The 24,920-nt window shown below is 30.5% G+C and carries 26 protein-coding genes; 7 read left to right on the forward strand and 19 right to left on the reverse strand.

Annotated features, from left to right (window positions below; all coding sequences use genetic code 11):
* Window position 1: 1 nt before the first annotated feature.
* From GKZ86_RS12900 to GKZ86_RS12935, 8 genes are all read right to left on the reverse strand, one after another.
* Window positions 2–493, reverse strand: coding sequence for a F0F1 ATP synthase subunit B (locus tag GKZ86_RS12900; protein ID WP_059115497.1), 492 nt, complete (start codon window positions 491–493; stop codon window positions 2–4).
* Between the two features lie 82 nt (window positions 494–575).
* Window positions 576–776, reverse strand: a complete 201-nt coding sequence (gene atpE, locus GKZ86_RS12905; RefSeq protein ID WP_026708812.1) for an ATP synthase F0 subunit C — start codon at window positions 774–776, stop codon at window positions 576–578.
* Between the two features lie 40 nt (window positions 777–816).
* Window positions 817–1,989 (reverse strand): F0F1 ATP synthase subunit A, encoded by a 1,173-nt coding sequence (gene atpB, locus GKZ86_RS12910; protein WP_154783520.1) that lies wholly within the window; start codon window positions 1,987–1,989, stop codon window positions 817–819.
* A gap of 516 nt (window positions 1,990–2,505) precedes the next feature.
* Window positions 2,506–2,727 carry an AtpZ/AtpI family protein gene (locus tag GKZ86_RS12915; protein WP_154783521.1) on the reverse strand — a complete coding sequence of 74 codons (222 nt, stop codon included), beginning with the start codon at window positions 2,725–2,727 and terminating at the stop codon, window positions 2,506–2,508.
* Complete coding sequence (locus GKZ86_RS12920; protein ID WP_154783522.1) at window positions 2,693–3,106, reverse strand: polymer-forming cytoskeletal protein; 414 nt, start codon at window positions 3,104–3,106, stop codon at window positions 2,693–2,695. Before GKZ86_RS12920 ends, GKZ86_RS12915 begins: the two co-directional genes overlap by 35 nt.
* A 4-nt stretch (window positions 3,107–3,110) precedes the next feature.
* Window positions 3,111–5,726, reverse strand: coding sequence for a tetratricopeptide repeat protein (locus tag GKZ86_RS12925; RefSeq protein ID WP_154783523.1), 2,616 nt, complete (start codon window positions 5,724–5,726; stop codon window positions 3,111–3,113).
* Window positions 5,727–5,816: 90 nt separating this feature from the next.
* On the reverse strand, window positions 5,817–6,512 hold the full coding sequence (locus GKZ86_RS12930) for an ABC transporter ATP-binding protein (RefSeq protein ID WP_154783524.1): 696 nt from the start codon (window positions 6,510–6,512) through the stop codon (window positions 5,817–5,819).
* 56 nt (window positions 6,513–6,568) lie between these two features.
* Complete coding sequence (locus GKZ86_RS12935) at window positions 6,569–8,029, reverse strand: DUF5687 family protein (protein WP_154783525.1); 1,461 nt, start codon at window positions 8,027–8,029, stop codon at window positions 6,569–6,571.
* Between the two features lie 128 nt (window positions 8,030–8,157).
* Here GKZ86_RS12935 and GKZ86_RS12940 point away from each other — a divergent pair, with 128 nt between their 5' ends.
* From GKZ86_RS12940 to GKZ86_RS12950, 3 genes are all read left to right on the forward strand, one after another.
* Window positions 8,158–9,210, forward strand: a complete 1,053-nt coding sequence (locus GKZ86_RS12940; protein ID WP_154783526.1) for a ferredoxin--NADP reductase — start codon at window positions 8,158–8,160, stop codon at window positions 9,208–9,210.
* A 111-nt stretch (window positions 9,211–9,321) separates the two neighbouring features.
* Window positions 9,322–9,630, forward strand: coding sequence for a hypothetical protein (locus GKZ86_RS12945; protein WP_154783527.1), 309 nt, complete (start codon window positions 9,322–9,324; stop codon window positions 9,628–9,630).
* A 150-nt stretch (window positions 9,631–9,780) separates the two neighbouring features.
* Complete coding sequence (locus GKZ86_RS12950; protein ID WP_228526525.1) at window positions 9,781–10,188, forward strand: hypothetical protein; 408 nt, start codon at window positions 9,781–9,783, stop codon at window positions 10,186–10,188.
* On the opposite strand, the gene GKZ86_RS12955 is transcribed toward GKZ86_RS12950, so the two are convergent.
* On the reverse strand, window positions 10,177–11,184 hold the full coding sequence (locus tag GKZ86_RS12955) for a glycosyltransferase family 9 protein (protein WP_154783529.1): 1,008 nt from the start codon (window positions 11,182–11,184) through the stop codon (window positions 10,177–10,179). The two genes, GKZ86_RS12950 and GKZ86_RS12955, sit on opposite strands and share 12 nt — an antisense overlap.
* A gap of 39 nt (window positions 11,185–11,223) precedes the next feature.
* Window positions 11,224–11,829, reverse strand: a complete 606-nt coding sequence (locus GKZ86_RS12960) for a DUF4254 domain-containing protein (RefSeq protein WP_154783530.1) — start codon at window positions 11,827–11,829, stop codon at window positions 11,224–11,226.
* A gap of 113 nt (window positions 11,830–11,942) precedes the next feature.
* Here GKZ86_RS12960 and upp point away from each other — a divergent pair, with 113 nt between their 5' ends.
* Complete coding sequence (gene upp, locus GKZ86_RS12965; RefSeq protein ID WP_154783531.1) at window positions 11,943–12,596, forward strand: uracil phosphoribosyltransferase; 654 nt, start codon at window positions 11,943–11,945, stop codon at window positions 12,594–12,596.
* On the opposite strand, the gene GKZ86_RS12970 is transcribed toward upp, so the two are convergent.
* Window positions 12,591–13,520 (reverse strand): DUF6427 family protein, encoded by a 930-nt coding sequence (locus GKZ86_RS12970; RefSeq protein ID WP_154783532.1) that lies wholly within the window; start codon window positions 13,518–13,520, stop codon window positions 12,591–12,593. The two genes, upp and GKZ86_RS12970, sit on opposite strands and share 6 nt — an antisense overlap.
* Before the next feature lie 139 nt (window positions 13,521–13,659).
* Here GKZ86_RS12970 and GKZ86_RS12975 point away from each other — a divergent pair, with 139 nt between their 5' ends.
* Entirely contained in the window at window positions 13,660–13,890 is a 231-nt protein-coding gene (locus GKZ86_RS12975) for a uracil phosphoribosyltransferase (protein WP_154783533.1), read from the forward strand.
* Here GKZ86_RS12975 and purD read toward each other — a convergent pair.
* Window positions 13,882–15,156: a phosphoribosylamine--glycine ligase gene (gene purD, locus GKZ86_RS12980; protein ID WP_154783534.1), complete on the reverse strand. Its 1,275-nt coding sequence runs from the start codon at window positions 15,154–15,156 to the stop codon at window positions 13,882–13,884. The two genes, GKZ86_RS12975 and purD, sit on opposite strands and share 9 nt — an antisense overlap.
* A 136-nt stretch (window positions 15,157–15,292) precedes the next feature.
* Between purD and GKZ86_RS12985 the strand changes: the two genes are divergently transcribed.
* Both GKZ86_RS12985 and GKZ86_RS12990 read left to right on the forward strand, forming a co-directional pair.
* Window positions 15,293–16,603: a phenylacetate--CoA ligase family protein gene (locus GKZ86_RS12985; protein ID WP_154783595.1), complete on the forward strand. Its 1,311-nt coding sequence runs from the start codon at window positions 15,293–15,295 to the stop codon at window positions 16,601–16,603.
* Between the two features lie 42 nt (window positions 16,604–16,645).
* A complete protein-coding gene (locus GKZ86_RS12990) occupies window positions 16,646–17,185 on the forward strand; it encodes an ORF6N domain-containing protein (protein ID WP_154783535.1) in 540 nt (179 codons plus the stop codon).
* 4 nt (window positions 17,186–17,189) lie between these two features.
* Here GKZ86_RS12990 and GKZ86_RS12995 read toward each other — a convergent pair whose 3' ends face one another.
* From GKZ86_RS12995 to GKZ86_RS13025, 7 genes are read right to left on the reverse strand one after another with little or no spacing between them, the layout of a single operon-like run.
* Window positions 17,190–17,954, reverse strand: coding sequence for a glycosyltransferase family 2 protein (locus GKZ86_RS12995; protein ID WP_154783536.1), 765 nt, complete (start codon window positions 17,952–17,954; stop codon window positions 17,190–17,192).
* Window positions 17,954–19,321, reverse strand: a complete 1,368-nt coding sequence (locus GKZ86_RS13000) for an exopolysaccharide biosynthesis polyprenyl glycosylphosphotransferase (protein WP_154783537.1) — start codon at window positions 19,319–19,321, stop codon at window positions 17,954–17,956. Before GKZ86_RS13000 ends, GKZ86_RS12995 begins: the two co-directional genes overlap by 1 nt.
* An 18-nt stretch (window positions 19,322–19,339) precedes the next feature.
* The gene (locus tag GKZ86_RS13005) at window positions 19,340–20,323 is read right to left on the reverse strand and encodes a UDP-glucuronic acid decarboxylase family protein (RefSeq protein WP_053473007.1); all 984 of its coding nucleotides are present in this window, start codon (window positions 20,321–20,323) and stop codon (window positions 19,340–19,342) included.
* 1 nt (window position 20,324) lies between these two features.
* Entirely contained in the window at window positions 20,325–21,449 is a 1,125-nt protein-coding gene (locus GKZ86_RS13010) for a glycosyltransferase (RefSeq protein ID WP_154783538.1), read from the reverse strand.
* On the reverse strand, window positions 21,436–22,632 hold the full coding sequence (locus GKZ86_RS13015) for an O-antigen ligase (RefSeq protein WP_154783539.1): 1,197 nt from the start codon (window positions 22,630–22,632) through the stop codon (window positions 21,436–21,438). Before GKZ86_RS13015 ends, GKZ86_RS13010 begins: the two co-directional genes overlap by 14 nt.
* Window positions 22,625–23,425 (reverse strand): glycosyltransferase, encoded by an 801-nt coding sequence (locus GKZ86_RS13020; RefSeq protein ID WP_154783540.1) that lies wholly within the window; start codon window positions 23,423–23,425, stop codon window positions 22,625–22,627. The genes GKZ86_RS13015 and GKZ86_RS13020 overlap by 8 nt, the downstream gene beginning before the upstream one ends.
* Window positions 23,415–24,806 (reverse strand): O-antigen ligase, encoded by a 1,392-nt coding sequence (locus GKZ86_RS13025; RefSeq protein ID WP_154783541.1) that lies wholly within the window; start codon window positions 24,804–24,806, stop codon window positions 23,415–23,417. The genes GKZ86_RS13020 and GKZ86_RS13025 overlap by 11 nt, the downstream gene beginning before the upstream one ends.
* Between the last annotated feature and the right edge of the window lie 114 nt (window positions 24,807–24,920).

Consider the following 24,920-nt stretch of genomic DNA (forward strand, 5'->3'; position numbering starts at 1 on the left):
CTTAGTTTAACTTTACGTCACCTAACATTTTCTCTACTAATTTAGTTTGAGATTCTTTGTTAGATAATTCATCTTTCAATAATTTTTCAGCAATGCTCAATGATAAAGTTGAAACTTGTAATTTCAATTCAGCCATAGCTGCATTTTTTTCACTTTCGATTGCCGCTTTAGCTTGCTCAATTAATTTTTGACCTTGCTCTTGTGCTTCGTGTTTTGAATCAGCAATGATTTGCTCTTTCATTTCACGTGCTTCTTTCAACATAGCATCACGTTCTGCACGAGCTTCTTTAAGGATACGCTCATTATCAGCAGTTAAGTTTTGCATTTCTAAACGCGCTGCTTCTGCAGATGCCAAAGCATTGTTAATAGATTCCTCACGGCTTTTTACAGCACCCAAAATTGGTTTCCAGGCAAATTTTGCCAAAAGAATGAAGAAAACAATAAAGATAATTGTTGTCCAAAAAATTAAACTTTCTGGTGAAGTTAATTGCATAACATTATATATTTAAAAATTGTTTATCGTTTTTTTAAAAAACTTCCTGAAGCCAACCGCTGCAGGAAGTTTTAGATTTTAATTATTGTGCGATTAACGCAACAACTACTGCGAAAAGAGCAACCCCTTCAATAAGTGCAGCAGCAATAATCATAGCAGTCTGGATTTTTCCAGCAGCTTCTGGTTGACGAGCAATAGCGTCCATTGCAGAACCACCAATTTTTCCAATACCAAGACCTGCACCAATTACAGCTAATCCAGCTCCGATTCCAGCTAATACCATAATAATAAATTTATATAGTTAATAATTAATAAAACTCTAATTAATGATGATCGTGCTCTTCAACAGCCTGACCAATAAATAATGCCGATAGCAAAGTAAACACATACGCTTGCAAAGCAGCAACCAACATTTCTAAAACACTCATGAATAATACAAATGCTCCTGCAACAGGACCAACTGCAATACTTTTGAAAATGAAAATTAAAGAAACTAAACTCAAAATGATAATGTGACCAGCAGTAATGTTTGCGAATAAACGAATCATTAATGCAAATGGTTTAGTCAACATTCCGATAATTTCTACAGGAATCATAATTGGAGCTAACCACACAGGAACTCCCGGTGTATTAAAAATATGTCCCCAGTATGATTTGTTTCCGCTTAAAGTTGTAACGATGAAAGTAATAAATGCCATTACGAATGTAAAGTAGATATTTCCTGTCAAGTTTGAACTGAATGGGAAGAATGGAATTAATCCGATAAGGTTATTAATCCAGATGAAGAAAAATATTGTCAAAAGGTATGGCATATATTTACCTGCCTTTTTTGTACCTATATTTGGAACAGCGATTTCGTCTCTAACAAATGTAACAAGTGGCTCTAAAAATCCAGCCAATCCTTTTGGTGCATTTGCATTTTTCTTATATGATCTTGCTACTGCAAAAAATAAGAAGAATAAAATGATCGCAGACATTAACATTGAAAAAACATTTTTAGTAATAGAGAAATCTAAAGGTCTTGCATCAAAAGCAAAAGCTCCATTGTCTCTTTGATCTGCTGTCATTTCTTCAAATTTGTCAGCGTAAAAAATTATTTCTTTATAACGAACTAATTTTTGACCGTTAGCATCAACTACATGCTCACCTGTATTATCGTGATGAAATTTTTCAGAAGAGAAAATTTCCAATCCGTTGTTTGTCCATAAAATAATAGGAAGACTAAAAGAAATAGGGTGACCATCCCAGTCAGCAATATGAAAATCGTGAGAATCGCCAATGTGAGAATTTATCAATTCACTAGCGTTGAACTCTTTTTCTATTTCGTGACCTACAGTTTCTCCATGACCACTTGCTGCATGACTTCCTTCTGCTAATTCAACATTTTCATGTTTAACAGAAATACTGTCAACAGGAGTTGAAGCGAAATTTACCGACGAAGTAAGTGCTAATAAAGTAACTAATAAGTACTGGACTGGTTTATTTGAAATTATCATTATTAAAACTGTTTCTAATTTAGGTTCCAAAAATTTTTTGCAAAGGTACATATTAAATTGAAAATCGAAAATATATCGATATAATTTTTAGCGTTTCTATTTTAAAACAGCAATTTAACTAATAATGAGATAATTATCGCTTGTTAAGTAGTCGAATTGTAAAATAAACTTCGAAAAGCAAAAATAAAAAATAAGGGATAAAAAACGTACTAAGATCTATTATCGGATCTTTAGCATCGGATTTTATTAAAGGAATTAAAAAAATGATAGCGGCCATCATCCTAAAAAGGCTTGCTCCAAGAAAGGCAAATCCTGTATAGGTCGAAAAATTATTGTTTACAAAAATTAAAAAAAGATAGACCAGAAAAGTAGCAATAATATTAAATGCATAAATACTCCAAACAGAATAAAGAAAATTAAATTTTCCTGACAGGGATTGCATTGCGAAATATTGTGCAAGAAATAATATAACTGAAAAAGGGACAAAATACTTTAGAAAATCTACAACTCTATTCATTATTTATTTAAATTTTTAACTTGTCGAATAACATTGTAAAGTGCTAAAAAAACAGAGAACAAAGATAGAATTATTGTCCAGAGTGAACCTCCATTAGAATATTTCTCATCTAACCATACACCCAAATAGGAGAACAAAAAAATTATGATCCCCATTTGAATTGGTATATTCATAAAAACTAACCACTTACTCTTTGAGTTTTGGTTCGGCTCCTTTTCCATCTTTTATTGTTACTTCATTATTAGTATTTGTTAACATAGTACAAGTAGCCGTAAATTCGGCACCCGGTTCAATAGATAGTTTTCCAACGGCAACTTCTCCATGAATATGAGCAGATGCTTTTATATTAAGGACTTCCAGTACTTTTATTTTTCCTTGAAAAATTCCTTCAATATCAGCATTATTACAAATAATTTCTCCTTTTATAACACCGGATGCTCCAATGACTAATTTTCCTTGCGAAGTAAAGTTACCTATTAATTCACCATCTAATCTAAAATCTGCTTTAGAAACTATATCGCCAATAATTGAGGTTCCTTCTACAATTCTATTGGTTTTTCCTAAAAGTTCTGTTCCGTTTTTTTTTACTTTATCAAACATGGTATTATGGAGTTTTGGGGGCTATGTAAACTTCAAGATTTTTTTTGATTTGAACAACTTTATAATTGTCGCTTGAAATAATAATTGCAGGTTGTGAGATTTTAAATCTTTTATCCTCTTTTAAAACACCCGCAACATCATTTGCATAAGCTTCTGATTGTACACCATGTATAACAACAAAACTTTGGGTTTTATTATACTTGTCTAAAGAAGTTTTAAGTCTTTGATAATTCTCTACAGCTAAAAATTTCTTGATTGATTCTTCTATAACCTTTGCTGATTTCGCATCGTCATGAGGAATCGGGTAAATAATTTTCCAGCTCTTACTGTCAACTGTTGTAAAATCAAGTTTTTCTAAACCTGGTACTTGTTTCTCCAGAATTTCACGTGCATTTTTTCCTTCTTCCGTATTTGGATAATTATCTGCAACTGCTTCAAGACCTTTTTTATAGGCACTCAAGCCTTCTACTTTTCCTAAAGTATTTGCTTTCAATAATTCATATTTAGAAACAATTTCTTCTCCTGAATATTGGTTGATCAAATTATCGATATTATTTAAGACAACATCAAATTGTTCTTCCTGATACAATTTAAACCATTTTTGATATTCTTTGTCCGGTGATGCTACATCAGCTTCATTCGTATTATTTAATATTTGGGCATATCTTGAATTTGGATATGTTCCCAGAATATTTGCTTTTACAACTTCGGCTTTAGCCGGATTTGTAATTTGATAAATTTTATACAAGTTATACATTGCCGGTAAAACGAATTTTTCTTCCGGATTGTTTTTTAATAACTGTTCCAGCTTATCACTTGCTAAATTGTATTCTTTAAATTTTTCTTTATAAATTAAGCCTAATTGATAATAAGCAAAGTTGCGTTCTTTACCAATACTATCCATTGCAACTTGTGTTGTTGGAAGTTGTTTCTCGTAAAATTCTGTTGTGTATTTTTCTACAACAATAGAATCTTTTAAGACATTGGCATCATCTTTATTATTATTTATGGTATCATTTAACGCGGCATTATTAGCAGATTTTACTCCGGCCAATCTCCAGTTTCCAACTAAAGCTCTGTTGCCCCACATTTTTTTGAATTGCAGTTTTCCGTAAGCAACTGTTGTTGGATTGTAAAAATAAAAAGTACTTGCTGAACTATTTCCGCTTGGAGGAACAATTCCGCCTGCTACCGGATCGCCTGGCTTTCCTAATGAATTAGGATTTACAGCAGTTGGACCATTGTCTGAATTTGTATTGCGTTCTATGTTCGCCAGTTTTTCCTTTTGCTTTTCTTCTAAAATACGTTTGGCTTCATCTTTCTTTTTCAGCTCTGCAATATAAGTTTCAAAATACGTTTTTCTATCAGGATCTGGTAAACCTTTTACTTTAATGATACTATCATTACGTTTTGCAATTGCTTCGTATTTTATAACGTCGTCAAGATTTTTTCGGTTTTTTTCGATAAGAGCAAACTCTCTGGTTTTTGGATCTAATTTTACCAATGTACTATCGTAATATTTTGCAGCCATTGTATAATCTGTATTTTTAAAATACATGTCACCAATATTTCTATAGGTAGAAGCTACTAAATAATTGTCTTTAGATTTTCTGGCTAATGATTTATTATAGAATGTTAATGCATTATCCTGTTGTTTCTTTTTATCATAAAAAACACCTATTTCATATAAAAGAACATCATAATAAGGTCTGTTTTCACGGTCTTTAACTAGCTTATTATACGTCTTTAAAAATATAGTGTCATTTCCATTTTCATAATCATACATTTGTGCTTTTTTAGCATAAGCATGCATCATATATTTTCTGTCAGCTTTACGATTCATGTGAATTACACCATCGTAAAAATAGGTTGCACTGTCTTTTTTTCCAACTTCCTGATACATCTGCCCAAGAATAAAACGGTATCGGGCTTTGTCCTCATTTATTCTGGAAAATTCTTCAGCAATTCTAAGCTTTGCTACTGCACTGTCTCTTTCCTCTAAATTTAAAAAAGCTTCAGCCAACAAAGCATTAGCATTTGAAAATGTTTGCTTATTTAAGTCGGTTTTCCTTAAAAGTAAATTGATATTTTTAACCACAATACCATCATTTCCTAAACGCATATTTGTTTTTTCGCGCCAGATTTTTGCGGTGTATATATTACTGCTGTTTGGGTATTTATATAGAATATAATTGAATGCTTCTAATGCCGGAATAAATCGCTGATCGTAGTATCTGGCTTTTCCAAGCATTAAATAAGCTTCATCAATTTGGTAGTTTTTTTCTCTTCCGCCAATATTCATTGAGTGCTTCTGAATCGCTTTTGTTGCTTTCGTTTCAGCTTTTTCAAAATCCGCATTTTTGGTTTTATTATCGTCAGGAAAACTTTCATCAAACTGCATTTTTTCAATAGGAAGCAGCTTCCAGAAATTGTCCTGATCATTAGCTTTGATAGATTGTAAACCTTTATCTAAGCCAATGCCGCCGTTGTACAAAATATTATATTTTGTACTTAAAGCATGAGAATTTCTCGATAAAAAAGTGTTTTTTTTGGTAGAACAAGCTATCAAAAGGAATAAAAACACCAGAGCAAAACCATATTTAATTGTAGTCTTTTTCAATAGAAAAGAGTTTAAATCATTTAACTTCTAAAAATGATTTTTAGTATAATGACGCGTAAAAATACGCTTCTTTTTTGTAATAACTAAAACTTAAACCGCAAAAAAAGATTCAAGTTCTTGTAAGGTTTCTTCTGATGTTTCAATATCTTTTACAATTTCACCTTTATTAAGCGCTACAATTCGATCGCAAACTTCTACAGTATGTTGCAAATCATGACTGGAAACCAGTACTGTAACATTTGGATTTTGGGCTAACTCTTTTATGATTTTTTTTAATCGGCTAACTGTTGTCGGATCTAAATTGGCAAAAGGTTCATCTAAAATAACCACTTCCGGATTGCCGATAAGTGTGGCAATAATTCCCACTTTCTTCTGATTTCCTTTAGATAAATCGCGTAAATATTTTTTGTTGTTCAAAATTTCACCATTAAAAAATTCTTCATGTTGTGCTAATAAAGCATCAATATCTGCTTTGTTCTGATGGCGCAAATCTCCAATAAAATAAAAATATTCTTCCGGAGTTAAATATCCAATCAGAAAACTTTCATCTAAAAAAGAACCTGTAAAAGATTTCCAGTTTTCATTTGTGTTTACCTGAATATTATTGCTTGTAATATTTCCTGTCGAAGGCTGAATCAAATCTAAAAGCAAACTGAAAAAAGTTGTTTTTCCTGCTCCGTTATTCCCCACCAATCCGAAACTTTGCCCTTTTGGAATTTCAAGGGTATTGATATTTAAAACTGTAGTTCCGTTATATATTTTTGAAAGCTGATTTACTTGTATCATTTTTATACGTTTAATTGTTGATTTGGTTAATCGTTAATTTGGTTTCTCTGTGTGGTTTAATTTTTCTGTTTGTAAGCACTTATTGTACTGTATTTTTCGACTTTATATCTTTTTTCAATTAATGAAAAAACAGCATTTCTAAATATGAATCCCAAGACTCCGGCTCCGGCGACTAAAAGTAATCCAAGTGTTTTATTTCCTAAATAAAGTCCAATTCCGTATAATGCCAGTGGCAATAATATTTTTGGAAGCGTTAATAACATCGCGCTTACATTAAAAGCTTTTTTGTCTCCAAAAGCTCCGCTTGCAGAACTTAAATCGATTGGTGTTTTTGTAAATGCTCCGCCTAAAAGTACTAAGTGTGAGTTTACTCCAATATTATAAATTGCGCCAACAACAATGGTTAGGTAAATTTTCCATCCAAAAAAAAGATAAAACGATGCAATTATTGTTGAGATAATAGTAGCAATAACAATCAACCACCATTTTGAAGTAATATAGCCTCGATACGGAATATTTTGTGTCATCATTAATTGGTAATATGAACTATCCCAACTTGGTACAAACTGACCAAAGACAAATAGAAATCCGCCGGAAACAAATATTCCCGCAAAAATATGCATTACTGCAGGTTGACTTGTATTTCCAAAAAAGATGAATCCGTAAAACAAAAAGAAAACACTCATAACTATAGTCGTTTTCGATCTCTTGTTTCTTCTGATTAGTTTGATATCATTTTTAAGAAAGGTTCCTAAAGTTCCAAATTGATTCAGCCAGGAAAGATTTTCGGTTGTAGCAATATCTTCTTTTTTAGAAAGTCCGGCATCTAAAAAAAGATTGTTTTTGAAATACTTAAATGTAAATTGATACAATCCCAATAACACCAAAACGGGAATTAAAAACAGTCCTTTTGCCTCATAAAATCCCTGAAAAAACGGAGTTGTATAAATTGTAATATCAAATACCTTGTAATATTGTGCTGCACCCAAAGCAATCGCTAATACAATAAACGCAACAAATAATTTGTCGATATTACTTAGAATAATATTTAAAAAATTGTTGATGTAGATTATTGAAAAAATTGCCAAAAGCCAAAAAATGATTCCCACAATATCATATCCTTCTATTGCCAATACAATCGAAAAAGGCAGAAAGAAAAGAGCATGAACCCAATTGAAAAAGGATAAAGCGGTTTTTCCTAAGGAGAAATGAACTATGGTTGGTTTTTTAAAAGGAAGCACCAATAAAGGTTTAATATTTAGTACCGGAATTGCCTGCATCAATAATCGAACAACTAAATCAAACAAAAAATAATAGATTAAAAATTTGTTGATAGTAACTAAAGGTTCAAGATTCAATTTTCTTAATATGTAAAATGCGCCAACTCCAGCTCCTATAAAAAGTACAGAAAAATAGATCATTACAAAACCTATTAAAATTTTCATAGCGAGATTTGCACCAAATGATGCAGATCTGGTAAAGGCTTTCCATTCAAGATAAATAAACTTTTTAATCATGGTTGTTTGGTTTTTAGTTTTGTAGTAAGAGATCAAATGTAAGAAAACGTTACAAAAAAAGTTAAAAATAATATTTTAGTGCCTGTCATTTAATCTCCGTTTGCTACTTTTGCATAAAATATACAATCATGCCTTCATTTTTAAAACTTATAATTAAAGAGGTAAAACGCGAAACTGCCGATGCCGTTTCTGTTCTTTTTAATGTTCCTGAAGAACTAAAATCAGATTATAAATTTATAGCTGGACAATACATCAATTTAAAGTTAACACTTGATAATCAAGAAATTCGTCGTGCCTATTCGATTTGTTCAGCACCGGAAAGTGGTGAATTACGAATTGCGGTAAAAGCGGTAAAAAACGGACTTTTTTCTCAGTTTGCTAATACAAAATTAAAAGCGGGAGATGTTCTTGAAGTAGGACAACCGGAAGGGAAATTTACTTTTGAGCCTGAGGCTGAAAGACAAAGAAATTATGCTGCTTTTGTTGCCGGAAGCGGGATTACTCCTGTTCTTTCTATTATAAAATCTGTTTTAAAAGGGGAACCAAAAAGTTCATTTGTATTGGTTTACGGAAACAGAACTCCTGAGGCAACTATTTTTCATCAGGAACTACACGATTTGCAATTGCAATATGTAGGTCGTTTTTTCGTGCATTATGTATATAGTCAGGCTAAAGCTGAAAATGCTTTGTTTGGCAGAATCGAAAAATCAGCAGTGAATTTTGTGTTGAATAACAAACACAAAGAATTACAGTTTGATAAATTTTATTTGTGCGGACCGGAAGAAATGATCAATACTGTTTCCGGAATTTTGAAGGAGAAAAATGTAAAAGAATCTGCTATTAAGTTTGAGCTTTTTACTTCTTCATCTCAGGAACATGAAATTAAAACTTCACTAGAAGGACATACAAAAATCACGGTTTTGGTTGATGATGATGAAGTTTCTTTCGAAATGTCTCAAAAACAAACTATTCTTGATGCAGCGCTAAAACAAGGAATTGACGCTCCGTATTCTTGTCAGGGCGGAATTTGCAGCAGCTGTTTAGCTCGTGTAACTTCTGGAACTGCAGAAATGACTAAAAATTCTATTTTGACAGATAAAGAAATCGCATCAGGCTTGATTTTAACTTGTCAGGCGCACCCAACATCAGAGTCTATTTATGTAGATTATGATGATGTTTAGTTGTTGAAATTCTAAAATAAAAAATTCCAAATTCCAGCTTTATAATTGGGATTTGGAATTTTTTTTGTTTGTTTATTATTCTTAATCTTTGTCTAAATTGGAATTTTATTTATGAAATCAGTACGAGACATTTTTAAAAGTAAAGAATATCTTCTTAATGAACCTGAAGTTGAAAAGCTTGTAGAATATTGTGAAGAATTGCAGGATGAAATTGTAGACTTTAAATTTCAGAAAACCAGCAATAAAGAGCTCGCCATGCTGGATATGCTCAAAGAAGTCATAAAAGGATGTAACGCGATTGAAAAGGAACAAATGGAACATGAAAGATTTGGTTATGAAGCACCTGATTATCAATCTACTATATCAAACCTTAAAAATTATATTCATAGCAGATGCCGCGAAGAAAAAATTTGGTTATAATTTGAATTACAATAAAAACAAATTTTTATTAAAATATTGCTGAATATTTATTATATTAGAGGTGAAATTATAGTAATCGCAATCTCATCGTCTTCTGTAGGTTTGTAGCTAAATAAATTTGTCAACGTTTAAACATTAAATATTATGGCAATGCATCACTTCCTCCGTTTATCATTTATAGTACTTTTTGTAATAACAGCTTCATTTTGCGTTTATTATATAATTAAAAAGCAACGAAATAAAAAAGGGCCCAAATTACTTACTGAAGAAAAGTATAACGCAACAATGATTGGGAAAATGACTGAAGTAACAGCTTCTGATCAAAGTATTTTTAATATATGGCCTTATATCAGTAAACTAAAAGCTGCTAAAATACTATCACACAAAATTAAAGAGTCGCAATTAGTTCATAAAATCTACAGAAATTCAACTGACGATTTTGAGCATATTTTGCTGTCTACAGAAAAAGAAGATCGTTTTGTTGTAATTGTTGCTAACAGAAATAAAAAGAAAACAATTGGATATTTTCTCCATGATTCAAATGGATTATATGCTTAATTGTATTTTCTGAACTATTTCGTTTGGAGATATACTTCGCATCGCATCTTCATATCCTTCTACAATTTTATTTCCATAAACTGAAGTTGGAATTTTTGGATATTGATTTCTATCTGAAGTTAAGGCATTTTCTAAACTTTGATTGAATGGCAAAAATCCTGCGTAAGGATGTGTCGCGCCCCAAAGCGTAATTACTTTTACGCCTAGCATTGCTGCAATATGCGCATTTCCGGAATCCATAGAAAGCATAACATTAAGATTACTGATTAATTGTAATTCCTGCTGAAATTTAATTTTACCAGCCATATTAATTACATTTTCAAAAGGTTTTGAAACTGAATCTAAAATTTCGATTTCTTTTTTTCCTCCTCCAAAAAGTAAAATTTTATGCGATGAATTCTCTGCTAATTTTGCAATAACTTCTGTCATTAAATCTATTGGATAAACTTTAGAATCATATTGCGCAAAAGGAGCAATTCCAATCAATTTTTGATTTTCATTTCCAATGATTTCTAAAATATCGGAACTTAAAATTGCTTTTTCAGGAAATGTCGGATTCGATAAATTTAAAGGAAAACCAAGTTCTTCAAACACTTTTGCATGTCTTTCGAACATTGTTGGCAATTGTTTAAAAATTTTATTTTCGGCCTGGGTTAATTCTTTTTTACCTTCTCTTCCTTTATCAACTGTAGCTCTTTTTTTTCCGCTTAAAGCGAAAAGCAAACTCACAATTTTAGATCTTAAAACATTATGAAGATCTGCAAAAGCATCGATTTTGAGTTGTTTCACATCTTGAAATAATCTCAAAAGTCCTTTAAAACCTTTGTGACGCTCTTTTTCATCAAAAGCAAAAAATTCAAGATTCGGAATTCCGTCAAAAAATGGCTTAAAAAAAGGACGTGAAATTACCGTCAATTTAACCTCCGGATACTGTTTTACAAAAGCACGTAAAACAGGAACCGTCATGGCGACATCTCCCATTGCAGAAAGTCTCATGACGGCTATATGCTTAATTTTATTGGACAATTTTGCCAATTATTTTTTGTTTTGATATAAAACAGGATTCAAATCATCGTCGTTGTACATTTTCATTTGTTTGTACACTTTCATGAATTTTTCTCCTTTTTCAATGTCTGTAAGTAAATCATCAATTGCAGTTGATAAATCGCTTCTTTGTTCTAAAAGAATATTTAATTTTTCCTGACATTTATCTCTATGCTCTTGCGAAGCCTCTGCACGAGTAGCTTCTTCTTGCATGTGATAAATTTTCAAAGCCAAAATAGACAATCTGTCAAAAGCCCAAGCAGGACTTTCAGAATTGATTTTTGCTCCGTCTTTTGCTTTTACATCGCTGTATTTTTGCAAAAAGTAGCTGTCAATATATTCAACCATATCTGTACGTTCCTGGTTAGACGCATCGATTCTTCTTTTTAAAGTTAAAGCTGCTACAGGATCAATTTGCGGATCACGAATAATATCTTCAAAATGCCATTGAACAGTGTCAATCCAATTTTTTAAATATAGTAAGTGTTCGAATTTATCTTTTGGATACGGATTGCTTATAGGTTGGTCAACATTATCAAATTGATGATAATCTTTGATGCTTTGTTCGAAAACAGAATATGCTAATTTTGAAAACATGTCTTTATTTTTTATTGATACAAAGATACTTTTTATACTTTTATAGTGCGAAAAAATTGCTTAATTTTTCATTTACAATGTTTCGTGTATATTAACAATTCTAAAATTTCATTATGAAAATTCATTATATCTCTGAAAATAATAGCGTATTGAATCATTTTTTAGGTCAAATCAGAAATATAAATGTTCAGGGCGACAGCATGCGGTTTCGAAAAAATATAGAACGAATTGGCGAAATTATGGCGTATGAACTAAGTAAAGATTTGTCGTATAAAAATGTCGAAATCCAGACTCCGCTAGGAATCAAAAAAACAACCGAAATAAACGACGATTTAGTTTTATGTTCGATTTTAAGAGCAGGATTACCGCTTCATAATGGTTTTTTGAATTATTTTGATCATGCGGAAAACAGTTTTGTTTCGGCTTGCAGACATCATCCAAATAACGATGATGAATTTGAAATTTTAGTCGAATATCAAGCTCTTTCAAACATAAACAATAAAACGGTTTTGCTTCTTGATCCAATGTTGGCAACAGGCCAATCTATAGTAGCGGTTCACGAAAAACTAGTTCAGAATGCTACTCCAAACGAAATTCATATTGTAGTTGTTATCGCTGCTCCGGAAGGAATTGCACATCTTGACAAGCATCTTCCAGAAAATTGCCATTTATGGGTTGCTTCTTTAGACGAGAAATTAAATGAGAAAAACTACATCGTGCCCGGGCTTGGCGATGCCGGCGATCTTGCCTACGGAAGTAAATTATAACTGAGAGAAAAAAGTAAATAAACTACACGCAATTAGTGCATAAAATACAATTTCGTTGTTTAATTTTTGTTGAATATATTCTACATGACTTGATGCCATCATAGTTAAAGGCGCAATACTAAACAATAATAAATCATTACTTTTATTAGGGGAAACAATAAAAACAAGGCCTGCTATAAAAAAACAAGCTACGATTTTTTTGTATGAACTATGAACGATTTGAGGTCTGTTTGATAAGGTTGTTAACATTGAAAACACAAAAAATAAGGCAACGGCAACATATATTGAAAGTGCTCCGTTTTCGTAATTATTTTTAAAATAATCAATATTAAAATTCATTACTGCGCGTTTTTCAAAAAACTCAATAGCATCAATATGAAAGATTAATGATATCAATATAAAAATAACTGCAACAGCCATAAGTGCTATAAAAGGCAAAACCCAGTTTCTATAATCGCGAGAAACGTGAAAAATAATCGATATAAAAACCAATATCAAGAATAGTACACACCAAAATTGAAATAAAGAAGCTATTAAAATCCAAAAAGAAGCATCGAATATTTTTTCTTTTGAAGCTTTTAAAGATTGTATAGAAATCAATCTTCTAAGTGCTAACAAAATAAAAAAGTTAGCATATATTACATTTGGATTATTAAATATCGTTGGAAAAAACAATATAAAAAGTAAATAGAAAAATATCGAATAACCATTGTCTTTACTGAGCCCGTTCTTTTTTACGATAAAATTAATAAGGAAAAATGAGGCAAATATAAAACACAGCAAACTCATTTTTTGAAACATCAAAAAAGAAGAACTCATCCAGGAAGAATCCTGAAATTGAAAGAGAAAAAAGAAAACCAGTATTAAAATTACAACCAACGAATAATTTAATGGTGTAGATTTTCTAAAAACACTTGTTATCATAAGGATATTTTATACTTTTGTGATTGTAAATATAATACTTGTTTAAAAAGGAAAACCAACAAGTTGAAAAAAGATTCTATTAAATGGATTTTGTCTTCAATGCGTTACAAAACAATAATAACATATAATTTTATAAATTATGACAGCTTTTTTTGAAGGAATACAATACTTGTTCGTTAACATTTTATTTGCTCCACTTGACTTTTTACGTCGTTTAGAACCAATTACGTGGTTTGGTGCAAACACAATTAACTGGATTTTTATGATCATCTGCGCAAGCGCAATTGTTTATTGGATTAAACAATTACGCATTTTTGATGACGCCGGAACAGAAAACCAAGATACAACTGCTCACTCTTTCTTAAAGTAAGTCGAAGCCAATATCTTTTCTAAAATACATCTTATCAAAATTTAGTTTATCTATATTTTGGTAAGATTTTTTTATGGCCTGTTGAAAATCGTCTCCATATGATGTTACAGTCAAAACACGTCCTCCATTACTAACGACATTTTCGTCATCTAATTTTGTTCCAGCGTGAAAAACTATCGAATCTGTAATATTTTCTAGTCCTGTAATAACTTTTCCTTTCTCAAAATCTTCAGGATATCCGCCAGAAACTACCATAATTGTGGTTGCACTTCTGGGATCAATTTCTAATTCGAAAGTATCTAATTTTTGATTTGCCACTGAAAGGAATAATTCAACCAAGTCAGATTTTAGTCTCGGAACCACAACTTCAGTTTCAGGATCTCCCATTCTCACATTGTATTCAATAACGATTGGTTCATTTTTTACATTAATCAAACCAATAAATACAAAACCTTTATATTCGATTCCGTCTTTCTGGAAACCTTCAATTGTTGGTTTTACGATACGCGTTTCGATTTTTTCCATCAAAACAGCATCAACATAAGGAACTGGAGAAACTGCTCCCATTCCACCTGTGTTTAATCCTGTATCGCCTTCACCAATTCTTTTGTAATCTTTTGCAGTTGGAAGAATTTTATAGCTTTTTCCGTCTGTCAATACAAAACAGCTTAATTCTATTCCGTCCAAAAATTCTTCAATAACTACTTTTGAACTTGCTGCTCCAAATTTTTGGTGAACCAGCATATTTCTTAATTCAGTTTTCGCTTCTTCAAGATCCTGAATAATCAAAACACCTTTTCCGGCAGCTAAACCATCGGCTTTTAAAACGAATGGAGGCTGTAATGTTTCTAGAAATTTACATCCTTCTTCAACTGTTTCGGCAGTAAAACTGTCATAAGCTGCAGTTGGAATTTTATGTTTGATCAAAAACTCTTTTGCAAATTCTTTACTTCCTTCTAATTGAGCTCCTAATTTTGATGGGCCAATTACTGGGATATTTTTTAAACTTTCGTCGTTTTTAAAATAATCATAAATACCTTTTACCAACGGATCTTCTGGGCCTACGACTACTAAGCTTATATTTTCTTTAAGCACTAATGCTTTTATTGCTTCAAAATCGGTTGGAGCAATTGCTACATTTTCAGCAATTGCAGCTGTTCCCGCATTTCCTGGTGCAACAAAAAGTTTTTCGCAAAGTGGGCTTTGAATCATTTTCCATGCAAATGCATGTTCTCTTCCTCCTGATCCCAATAATAAAATTGTCATGGTATAGTTGTATTTAGTTGTGGTGCAAAAATAATTGCTTTTGTACGTAAAAAATAATTAAATCTTAAAAAGTTGTTGATTCTTCTCTGTTAGTAATTGGTAAATATTATTTTTGATGAAAATTTATTCTCAAAAAATGCTGTCACTTTTCGATCTTTCATTAAAATTAAATGGTTTTCCAATCCAAAAGGCTAAAGCCGAATTGAATCGAATTGTGCATTTATCTGAAGAAGATTTCGCTGTTTTCCTTCAAAACAAAAAAGACGAAATTGTTGATTTTCATTTAAAAAACAACTCCTTTTATAAGGAATTAGTCGGAAATAAAACAGTTCCAAATTGGGAAGATTTGCCAATTCTTAACAAGCATAATCTACAAAAACCCCTCGAAGAAAGACTTTCAAAAGGATATACTTTAAAAAATGTTTACCTCAACAAAACTTCCGGATCAAGCGGAACACCTTTTGTTTTTGCAAAAGATAAATATTCGCACGCCTTAACCTGGGCTTCAAATATAATGCGTTTTGGATGGTTTGGCATTGATTTTAATCATTCCTATCAAGCTCGTTTTTATGGCATTCCGATGGATTTTGTTGGATATCAAAAAGAACGTTTTAAGGATTTTTTGAGTGGCCGTTTTCGATTCCCTGTTTTCGATTTATCTGATGAAATCCTGGAAAAGTTTCTAAAAAAATTCAAAACCAAAAAATTCGATTACCTCAACGGTTATACAAGTTCTATTGTTTTATTTGCCAAATATTTAGAGCAGAAAAATATCATTTTAAACCAAATTTGTCCAACTCTAAAAGCTTGTTTTGTTACTTCGGAAATGCTTTTTGAATCGGATAAAAAACTCTTGGAAAAACAATTTGGAATTCCAATTATCAATGAATATGGGGCTTCAGAACTTGATTTGATTGCTTTTGAAAATACAAAAGGAGAATGGCAAGTTAATGCAGAAACGCTTTTTATTGAAATTTTAGATGAAAATAATAAAGCTCTTCCTTACGGGAAAGAAGGCCGAATTGTAATTACTTCTTTGTTCAATAAAGCAAATCCGTTTATCAGGTATGAAATTGGCGATATTGGAATTTTAGACGAAAAAAGTACACTACAAAAACCAATTCTAAAAACATTAATTGGGAGAACGAATGATGTTGCCATCTTGCCAAGCGGAAAAAAATCGCCAGGTTTAACTTTTTATTATGTAACCAAAAGTATTATTGAAGATGATGGAAATGTAAAAGAGTTTATCATCAAGCAAACAAAATTAGATGTTTTTGAAATTGAATATGTCTCTGAAAAAGAATTAGATTCGACTCAAATTCAGAAAATAAAAGAGGCTATTGAGTTGTATCTTGAACCCAATTTAAACTTCACTTTTACTCGAAAAACAGTTTTAGAAAGAACCAATCGTGGTAAATTAAAACAGTTTAAATCGTATTTATAAACATAAATAAAATCTTACATTTGTTTTTTTAGTTAAAAACTCATGGATGATCAATCTCTGCTTTCTGAAGAAGCTATTTCTACTAAAATATATTTTATTCGCGGCCAAAAAGTGATGCTTGATCGTGACTTGGCAATCCTTTACGGAATAGAAACAAAAAGATTAAAAGAACAAGTAAAAAGGAATCGAATCCGTTTTCCTGAAGACTTTATGTTTGAGCTTACCAAAATAGAATTTGAAAATTGGAGGTCGCAAATTGCGACCTCCAATTCTGAAAAGATGGGATTACGTTATGTACCAATGGCATTTACCGAGCATGGTGTTTTAATGCTATCAAGTGTTTTGAATAGTGACAAAGCAATTCAAACCAATATTCAAATTATGCGTATTTTTACGAAAGTGAGACAAATGCTTTTGGATACTACAGAAATCAAAGTTGATATTCAGCATCCCGAAGCCTCGGGACAAAAGAAGTTAGAGAATCATGATAAAAACATAGAATTGGTTTTTTCTTATCTGGATGAATTGACAGAGAAAAAAGAAAATGAAGTTGAAAGAGTAAAAATTGGTTATAAAAAATAGTTTCTTAATTCTTTATATATCTTGGTTTAATAACCAATTGAGTAAATAAAAACCGTATCATCAAGAAAACAGAACTTACGAAATTATAACCGTGAAAATCTCGATAAACACCAAAATTATGTTTTATCAATTTAAATTTTGAAGACGAAATTGAATCTTTTCTAATTCTGTAAAAAGCCAATGGTTCTGGAACTGGTTTTGTTTCTTTGATTTGTTTTAAAATCGTAAGCCATAAACGCCAGTCTTGTCTTTTTTGTGTCGCTTCAATTACAATTTTTCCGAAATATTCTGTATCGTAAATAGCAGTTAAATTCCCAACATAATTGCAAAAAAACAATTGATTATAAGTTAGTATTAATGGCGCTTCTACTCTTCTGTTTAAATTATTGCCTTCTTCATCAATACAATCATAAAAACTAAACGTAAACGGTAAATTTTTTTCTTTCAAAAACTGAATTTGCTTTTCTAATTTCATCGGGAACCACAAATCATCAGCGTCTAAATAAGCAATATATTTTCCGGTTGCTTTTTCTAAAGCTACATTTCTGGCGAAACCATTTCCGGAGTTTTTAAGTAATTTAAAAAGTTTTATTCGTTGATCTTTCTCCGCAAAATTTTCAATAATTTTTACGGTTTCATCTGTTGATCCGTCATCTACCAAAATCATTTCCCAGTTTTGATAACTTTGATCCAGTACAGATTGTAATGTTGCGCGAATATATTTTTCTGCGTTAAATGTTGGCGTTATAATCGAAACTAATTCACTCATTAATATGCTTTTTTATCGCCTTTGAAAATATTTATTACTGTTTGAGAAATTATTTTTAAATCTAAAATAAGAGACCAGTTTTCGATATAAAAAACATCAAATTTTATTCTGTTTACCATATCTCTTTCTGTCGTTATTTCTCCTCTAAAACCACTTACTTGTGCTAATCCGGTAATTCCCGGTTTAACAGAATGGCGAATTATGTATTTTTTTAGTTTCTTTCCGTATTCTTTATTTTGTGACCAAAGATGTGGTCTTGGTCCAACAACTGACATATCTCCCAGTAAAACATTGATAAATTGTGGCAGTTCATCAATACTGGTTTTTCTCATGAATTTACCAATTACTGTAACGCGCGGATCATCTTTTGAGGCTTCTTTCTCTGTTGTTTTATTCATTTTCATAGAACGGAATTTATAACAAATAAATTCGTTTTCATCTATTCCAGGTCTTCCTTGTTTAAAAAAAACAGGGCCTTTAGATTCTAGTTTTATCAAAATTCCTAATAATGGATATATCCATGATAATAAAAAAACAATGACTATAATAGAGAATATGATATCAAAAAAACGTTTTAAAATTTTAATTGCCGGCTCGTTCAATATTGTTTGTTTCAGCGAAAGCACGGGAAATAAATCGTAATAATCTATTTTCAAATTTTTTGAGAAAATCTCTTTTGTATCCGGAATAAATTTTATGACTTTATTGTTTTCATAAGCAAAATCAATTAGTCCTTTCAGGTAATTGTTTGATACTTCGTGCAAGGAACAATAAATTTCGTCAACAGAATTTGCGAGAACAAAAGGTTTTAAATCTTCTAATTTACCTGTAATCTCTTGGTTTTCTTTTTTATCTGAAAAATATCCCAGAAAACGATATCCATAATCTTTTCTTGTTTCAAATAGATTTTTTAACCGAATTGCTTCTGGTGTAAATCCAATAATTACAGCAATTCGATAATTACTTCCCGTTATTATTCTGTATTTTTTTAAATAAAAAAACAACGAGAATTTAAAAATACTTACCAATACTATGGCTGAAAACGCAAATATTGCAATGGCTTTTTGGTTAAAAATCGCCTGTCTGGAAAATGGAAAAAAAGCAATTACAACCAAAAGAAATAAGATCGCTTGCCTGAATATTTTTGAAGCAATTACAACTGGTGGCGTGAATCGATAAACGTCGTAAAATTTTATAGAAAAAGCAATTAAGCTCCATCCTAAATATTGGTAAAAAACAAACAAAAAAATATTTGCAACTAATTCTTTAAAAACAAAAAAACTCAAAATAGCAATTACCATCAGATCGATTAAAATACTGATTGGCCTTATATATTTTGAGTATCTTCCTGTTTGAAACATTGTCATAAATTGTTTTCTCTAATACTATTTTATGTAATTCGAAAAATCTTTATGTTCTTCTTTAGAAAGTTCTTCTTTAGAAAGAGATCTAAAATAATCGTATGTAATTTTCATTCCTTCAGAACGGCTTACTTTTGCTTCCCAACCCAGCAATTCTTTTGCTTTTGTTGTGTCTGGCTGACGTTGCAAAGGATCGTTTATTGGTAAAGGATGATATACTACTTTTTGATTCGTTCCTGTTAGTTTTATAATTTCTTCTGCAAAATCTTTAATTGTGATTTCGTCAGGATTTCCAATATTTACCGGATACACATAATCAGAATGTAGTAATCTGAAAATACCTTCAACCTGATCGTCGACGTAACAGAAAGAGCGGGTTTGCATACCGTCTCCAAAAATTGTTAAATCTTCTCCTCGTAATGCCTGGCCAATAAACGCAGGAATAACACGTCCGTCGTTTAAACGCATTCTTGGTCCGTAAGTATTAAAAATACGCACAATTCTGGTTTCGACACCATGAAATGTGTGATACGCCATTGTTATCGATTCCTGAAAACGTTTTGCTTCATCATAAACACCTCTTGGTCCAATGGTATTTACGTTTCCGTAGTATTCTTCTGTTTGCGGATGAACCAAAGGGTCTCCATAAACTTCTGAAGTCGAAGCGATCAAAATTCGGGCTTTTTTTACTCGGGCCAAACCTAACAGATTATGCGTTCCTAATGATCCCACTTTTAAGGTTTGAATCGGAATTTTTAAATAATCTATTGGACTTGCCGGAGAGGCAAAATGTAATATATAATCTAAATCACCCGGAATATGAACGAATTTAGTAATATCATGATGGTAAAATTCAAAGTGTTCTAATTTGAATAAATGCTCTATGTTTTTAAGATCTCCAGTAATCAAATTATCCATTCCGATAACAAAATAACCTTCTTTAATAAACCGATCGCATAAATGTGATCCTAAAAAACCCGCTGCTCCGGTGATAAGTATTCTTTTCATATTATTTTAATTGATCTCTATAGATAGATTCTAGGTCTTTTATTTTTTTATAAATATTATGATGATTTTCAAATGTGTCTTTTGCATTCTTTGAAAACTCATCATACAATTTTTGATCTTGAAGTAAAATATTTATCTTTTTAGTAAATTCTAATACATTGTTTTTTTTAATACAATAACCATTATAATGGTTAAAAATCAAATCTCTGTTTCCATCGCAATCAGAAACAACACAAGGAATTGATAACGCTAAACTTTCAATAATTGAATAAGGAAGCCCTTCGTATCTGGCTGTAGAAAGATACACTTTTGATTTACTTATAATATTCAAAACATCTTCTCTCGTCGTCCAGTTTAATAATGTTACTTTATCTATTAAGTTTAGTTTAGTAATTAAGTTTTCAACTTGCTTAACATGATCTGCATGATGTCCTAATCCTAAAATTACCAAATGTACATCTACATTTTTATTAAGTTCATATAAAACTTCTATCAATTCTTCGATATTTTTTTGATAACACGGTCTTCCTACTGTACAAAGATATTGATCGGGCCATGTTTTGGGTATTGATAGATCAAATATTTTTTCAATTGGCTCTATTGCATTGTTAAAAAGATTTGTTTTCGATTTTGGAAAACCAACTTCATTTATCGCTCTATTTAGTTCAGATTGAGAACACGCAAGTAAAATTGCTTTTCCTTTGGAGAGCAATTTTTCAATTTTTAGAAAAACCAACCTTTTAATTTTGCTCTCTGCACTCAAAAAAGAAAATGCCTGCGGCGTATGTAAAACTTTTGTTCCCGTTAAAAAACCAACAATTCTACCAATTACTCCTCCTTTTGTACTATGTGAATGTATTAAATCTGGTTTTTCTCTACGAATGATTTTCAATGCTTTTAAAGTTGCCTTTAAATCCTGTATTAAAGATATCTCTCTATGAATTGACAATTTATAATGAATAACTGGTTTTGAATCTTTATTTACAAATTCATTTTCAGTATCAGAATCTCCATGAATTATAATGTTTTCAAAATTCTCAGTATCCAAATTGTGGAGTATCTGTCTCAAAGAAACATCAACTCCTCCTACAGAATGGAGAATGTGTGCAATTTTAATTTTCTTCATCTAATTTATTATGGGGTAAAATTAGTATAAATAAACCAAACAAATAACATCCAAACTGTCTGTAAAATATATTTTCAACTATAAAAAAAAGCAAGAATGAAACTACTATTGCTACTTTGTAAAAATCAGATTTAACTTCAAATAGTAATTTTATAAAAAAAGCTGCAAAGATTAAAAACGTTATAATTCCTCCAATTAAATAAAAATCAATAAACTGATTATGTGAATTAAATTTTTCGAACAGAAAATATTCTCGTTTCGACTCATTATCAATTTTTGAAGAATAGCAATCTGTAAAGTTTTTTTCAATGATGCTATAGCTGTCAAAACCTATAAAAAAATTAAAACTATTTTCTTTTGTCATTTGATAGGCACAATCCCAAATTACTATTCTTGGCTCATAATCTGATGCTGTTTTTAAAGATTCTGAGATGTTACTTTTTATAAAAAAACGTTCTGAGATATTTTTATTTGTAAAAACTAAAACTCCAAATCCCATCACTAAGCTTATTAAAATAACAGCCTTTTTTAACTTACTAACTTTAAGATAAAACAGTAGATAAACTATCGTTAATAAAAATAATGTTATAAGTGAGATTCTTGCCGAAATGAGAATAATAAATATAAATAATAATATTGCGTTAATGAACCATATTGTTTTAAAAGATGGATTTAAAATTGCTTTTTCAATAGCTAAAAAAATACCCAAAACAGCAATAAAACCAATATAGGGACGTTCTAATAATAGTAGCTCATTAGCCTCAGCTGTATTAGAAAAAGGAAGATCTTTGTTTTTAAAATAATACAATGATATTAAAAAAAATGAACTCAAAACGACAAGAGTTATAGAGCATAAAATAACTGTTTTTAATTTATCTGTATTCTTGATTCTTTGCAAAACAATTGATAATAAAAAGATTAATAACAAGCCTTTATAAACTTTTAAATCATAGCCAATTGTTCCAAAAAAGATTGATTTTAAACTTAAAAAAACTACTAATACCCCTAAAAAATTACTTGATGAAAATTGAAACTTTGGTCTCTGTACAGTCCTAAAATCAATAATGACCCATAGCGCTAAAATTCCTAAAATAATATTAGGAATCGCTTTTGAAAAAAAAAGCGATAATATCAAACCATAGGTAAGAAATTCGAAACCGTTCTTTTTTAATATATTAAGCATTTTTCTTCATTTTTTTGATTGTTAAAATTATCCTGTAGGGCAAAATAAGTAATATAAAATTTCTAAAGAGACCATAAATTGGATACCATCCAAAATAAAAATTGTCTTTTATAATCTGTATTCTGCTTTTTACCTGTTGCTTTCTTTTTTGCAAAGAAATCCCTTTTTCGTTTATTTCTATTTGTGTTAAATATTCTTTTATGTTTGCCATCTTATATTTTTTTAAAATAGCAAAAAAGAAAGCATAATCTTCTGCAGATTTATACTTTGTAGGATAATAACCAATTGTTTCTATTATAGAAGTACAAAACATTATTGCAGGATGAATAAGCATTGAATTGAAATACATTTTCTTTTCTATATCTTTATGATTCAACGGAAGATTGATTGCATATAAGAATTTATTGTCACAATCTACAGCCAATACATTTGAACCGACAATTTTAATTTCGGGATTTTCTTTTAAAAATTGAGACTGGATCTGAAATCTTTTTCCCAAACAAATATCGCCGCAATCTAATCTTGCAACATATTCGTATTTATTAGCTTGTGCTATTTTTAATCCGTTATTCAGCGCTGATTCTATTCCTTCGTTTTTTTCTAAAATTTTGAACAGAATTTTTCCATTTGCTTTAAATTCTTCAGAAATTAAATCTTTGTCTAAAATAACTGTACTTCCATCATCAACAATTAATACATCTGAATTTTCATCTGCATCTATAGATTTTAATGATTTTAACAAACCTTCTATATTATTATAATGTGGAATTAAAACAAGAATTTTATTCATCATTTAAATTTAATGGTTTGTATCTCATTCGAATCAAAATAACTAAACTCAACCAAACACCATACATTCTAAAAGTATCTATTTGAAACCAATTTATATATAATCCTACAAGAGAAATTAAAATAATTATCAATAACACTTTTTCTTCATCTTTTGCTTTTTTCAATAAAGATTTGGTTTCTTTCAAAGAAAAATAAATCAGTATTAAAAAAAAACCAATGCCAACTAATCCTGTTTCGGCAAGTAAGCGGGTATAAATATTATATCCTGGTGGAAAAGATTTTTCGTTTTTGTTTTTGTAGAGAAGTTCGAATTCGTAGTTATTTCTTGTTGCCCAGATCGGATAATGAGTTCTAATATGATATGCCTGCTGTCCAAAACCTACTCCAATAATAGGATTTTCTAAAAAAACCTGCAGTGCTGCATACTGCATACCAAATCTTGATTGATTGGATACATTTTTGGTGAGATTCTTTTTAAAATCTAAAGTATCGACTTTTTTGCTTATAGAATTTACTATTTTTTCTCCGTTAAAAAGAAGTAAAAAACAAAAAACTAACCCAAATCCGATGATAGATTTTAATATATACGATTTAAAACGTGGGTCTTTGTACAAAAAACTGCAAAATAAAAATAGCTGAATAATAACAACTACAAGTCCAGTTCTCGAGCCAGAAAAATAGGTTAAAAATAAAATCGCAAAAGCTGGTAAAAACTTAAACGGACTTTTATGTGTTAGAATATAACTAAACATCCAACCAGAAATAGTTATAAGATAAATGGCCAAAAAAGGGGGTTCGTATGCAATCGATGAAATTCTTTCAGCAGAATGAAGCTTAACTTCTAAAAAAGGAAAATAACTGAATAATTTTAGAACAGGGAATAAAAATCCAAAACCAAAAATTACAACTAATGTCTCTAGAAATCCGTAAGTAAATGCTACTATTAATGACAGTAAAAATACCTTTCTTATTTTTAAAAGAATATCAGAAACTTTCATTTTATAAATAACATTCCAGTACAGTAAAAAGAAAAAAATACAAGAGAGTAACACAGCAAAATATTGTCTCAAAAAGCGATTAAAACCACCGGTATGCTTAAAGTAACTATAAAAAACAGTCTTTCCATTTAATAAGGTCGTTATAAAACACCAGAGTAAAAAGAATACTAATAATTGAAAAAGTGTACTTTTATAAGGAACAGCTATTTTTTTTTGTGCTATACATTCAACAATTAAAACTAAGAAACCTAAAAGAAAAAAAATAGCTCCGGATTCTGTTTTAAATTCACCTAAAAATGAAATGCCTCTATATTCATTAAATGAAAAAAAGAAGAGCCCGACATAAAACAGAAATGTATATATTTTTGATAACGGCGTATTCATTTATTTTTCATTTTTAATTTGATTATAAAGCATTTGTTTACAAATTATACTCCTTAAAAACCAGACGATAATTATGTTTATTGTTATCATCTCTATTGAATCAACAAAAATAAA

This window comes from Flavobacterium sp. LC2016-13, assembly GCF_009707955.1.
Lineage (GTDB): Bacteria > Bacteroidota > Bacteroidia > Flavobacteriales > Flavobacteriaceae > Flavobacterium.

Coding starts and splice junctions, on each gene's coding strand:
- GKZ86_RS12900 (WP_059115497.1), bottom strand. CDS start 493: ATGCAATTAACTTCACCAGAAAGTTTAATTTTTTGGACAACAATTATC.
- atpE (WP_026708812.1), bottom strand. CDS start 776: ATGGTATTAGCTGGAATCGGAGCTGGATTAGCTGTAATTGGTGCAGGT.
- atpB (WP_154783520.1), bottom strand. CDS start 1,989: ATGATAATTTCAAATAAACCAGTCCAGTACTTATTAGTTACTTTATTA.
- GKZ86_RS12915 (WP_154783521.1), bottom strand. CDS start 2,727: ATGGAAAAGGAGCCGAACCAAAACTCAAAGAGTAAGTGGTTAGTTTTT.
- GKZ86_RS12920 (WP_154783522.1), bottom strand. CDS start 3,106: ATGTTTGATAAAGTAAAAAAAAACGGAACAGAACTTTTAGGAAAAACC.
- GKZ86_RS12930 (WP_154783524.1), bottom strand. CDS start 6,512: ATGATACAAGTAAATCAGCTTTCAAAAATATATAACGGAACTACAGTT.
- GKZ86_RS12935 (WP_154783525.1), bottom strand. CDS start 8,029: ATGATTAAAAAGTTTATTTATCTTGAATGGAAAGCCTTTACCAGATCT.
- GKZ86_RS12940 (WP_154783526.1), top strand. CDS start 8,158: ATGCCTTCATTTTTAAAACTTATAATTAAAGAGGTAAAACGCGAAACT.
- GKZ86_RS12945 (WP_154783527.1), top strand. CDS start 9,322: ATGAAATCAGTACGAGACATTTTTAAAAGTAAAGAATATCTTCTTAAT.
- GKZ86_RS12950 (WP_228526525.1), top strand. CDS start 9,781: ATGCATCACTTCCTCCGTTTATCATTTATAGTACTTTTTGTAATAACA.
- GKZ86_RS12955 (WP_154783529.1), bottom strand. CDS start 11,184: ATGAGACTTTCTGCAATGGGAGATGTCGCCATGACGGTTCCTGTTTTA.
- GKZ86_RS12960 (WP_154783530.1), bottom strand. CDS start 11,829: ATGTTTTCAAAATTAGCATATTCTGTTTTCGAACAAAGCATCAAAGAT.
- upp (WP_154783531.1), top strand. CDS start 11,943: ATGAAAATTCATTATATCTCTGAAAATAATAGCGTATTGAATCATTTT.
- GKZ86_RS12970 (WP_154783532.1), bottom strand. CDS start 13,520: ATGATAACAAGTGTTTTTAGAAAATCTACACCATTAAATTATTCGTTG.
- GKZ86_RS12975 (WP_154783533.1), top strand. CDS start 13,660: ATGACAGCTTTTTTTGAAGGAATACAATACTTGTTCGTTAACATTTTA.
- purD (WP_154783534.1), bottom strand. CDS start 15,156: ATGACAATTTTATTATTGGGATCAGGAGGAAGAGAACATGCATTTGCA.
- GKZ86_RS12985 (WP_154783595.1), top strand. CDS start 15,293: ATGCTGTCACTTTTCGATCTTTCATTAAAATTAAATGGTTTTCCAATC.
- GKZ86_RS12990 (WP_154783535.1), top strand. CDS start 16,646: ATGGATGATCAATCTCTGCTTTCTGAAGAAGCTATTTCTACTAAAATA.
- GKZ86_RS12995 (WP_154783536.1), bottom strand. CDS start 17,954: ATGAGTGAATTAGTTTCGATTATAACGCCAACATTTAACGCAGAAAAA.
- GKZ86_RS13000 (WP_154783537.1), bottom strand. CDS start 19,321: ATGACAATGTTTCAAACAGGAAGATACTCAAAATATATAAGGCCAATC.
- GKZ86_RS13005 (WP_053473007.1), bottom strand. CDS start 20,323: ATGAAAAGAATACTTATCACCGGAGCAGCGGGTTTTTTAGGATCACAT.
- GKZ86_RS13010 (WP_154783538.1), bottom strand. CDS start 21,449: ATGAAGAAAATTAAAATTGCACACATTCTCCATTCTGTAGGAGGAGTT.
- GKZ86_RS13015 (WP_154783539.1), bottom strand. CDS start 22,632: ATGCTTAATATATTAAAAAAGAACGGTTTCGAATTTCTTACCTATGGT.
- GKZ86_RS13020 (WP_154783540.1), bottom strand. CDS start 23,425: ATGATGAATAAAATTCTTGTTTTAATTCCACATTATAATAATATAGAA.
- GKZ86_RS13025 (WP_154783541.1), bottom strand. CDS start 24,806: ATGAATACGCCGTTATCAAAAATATATACATTTCTGTTTTATGTCGGG.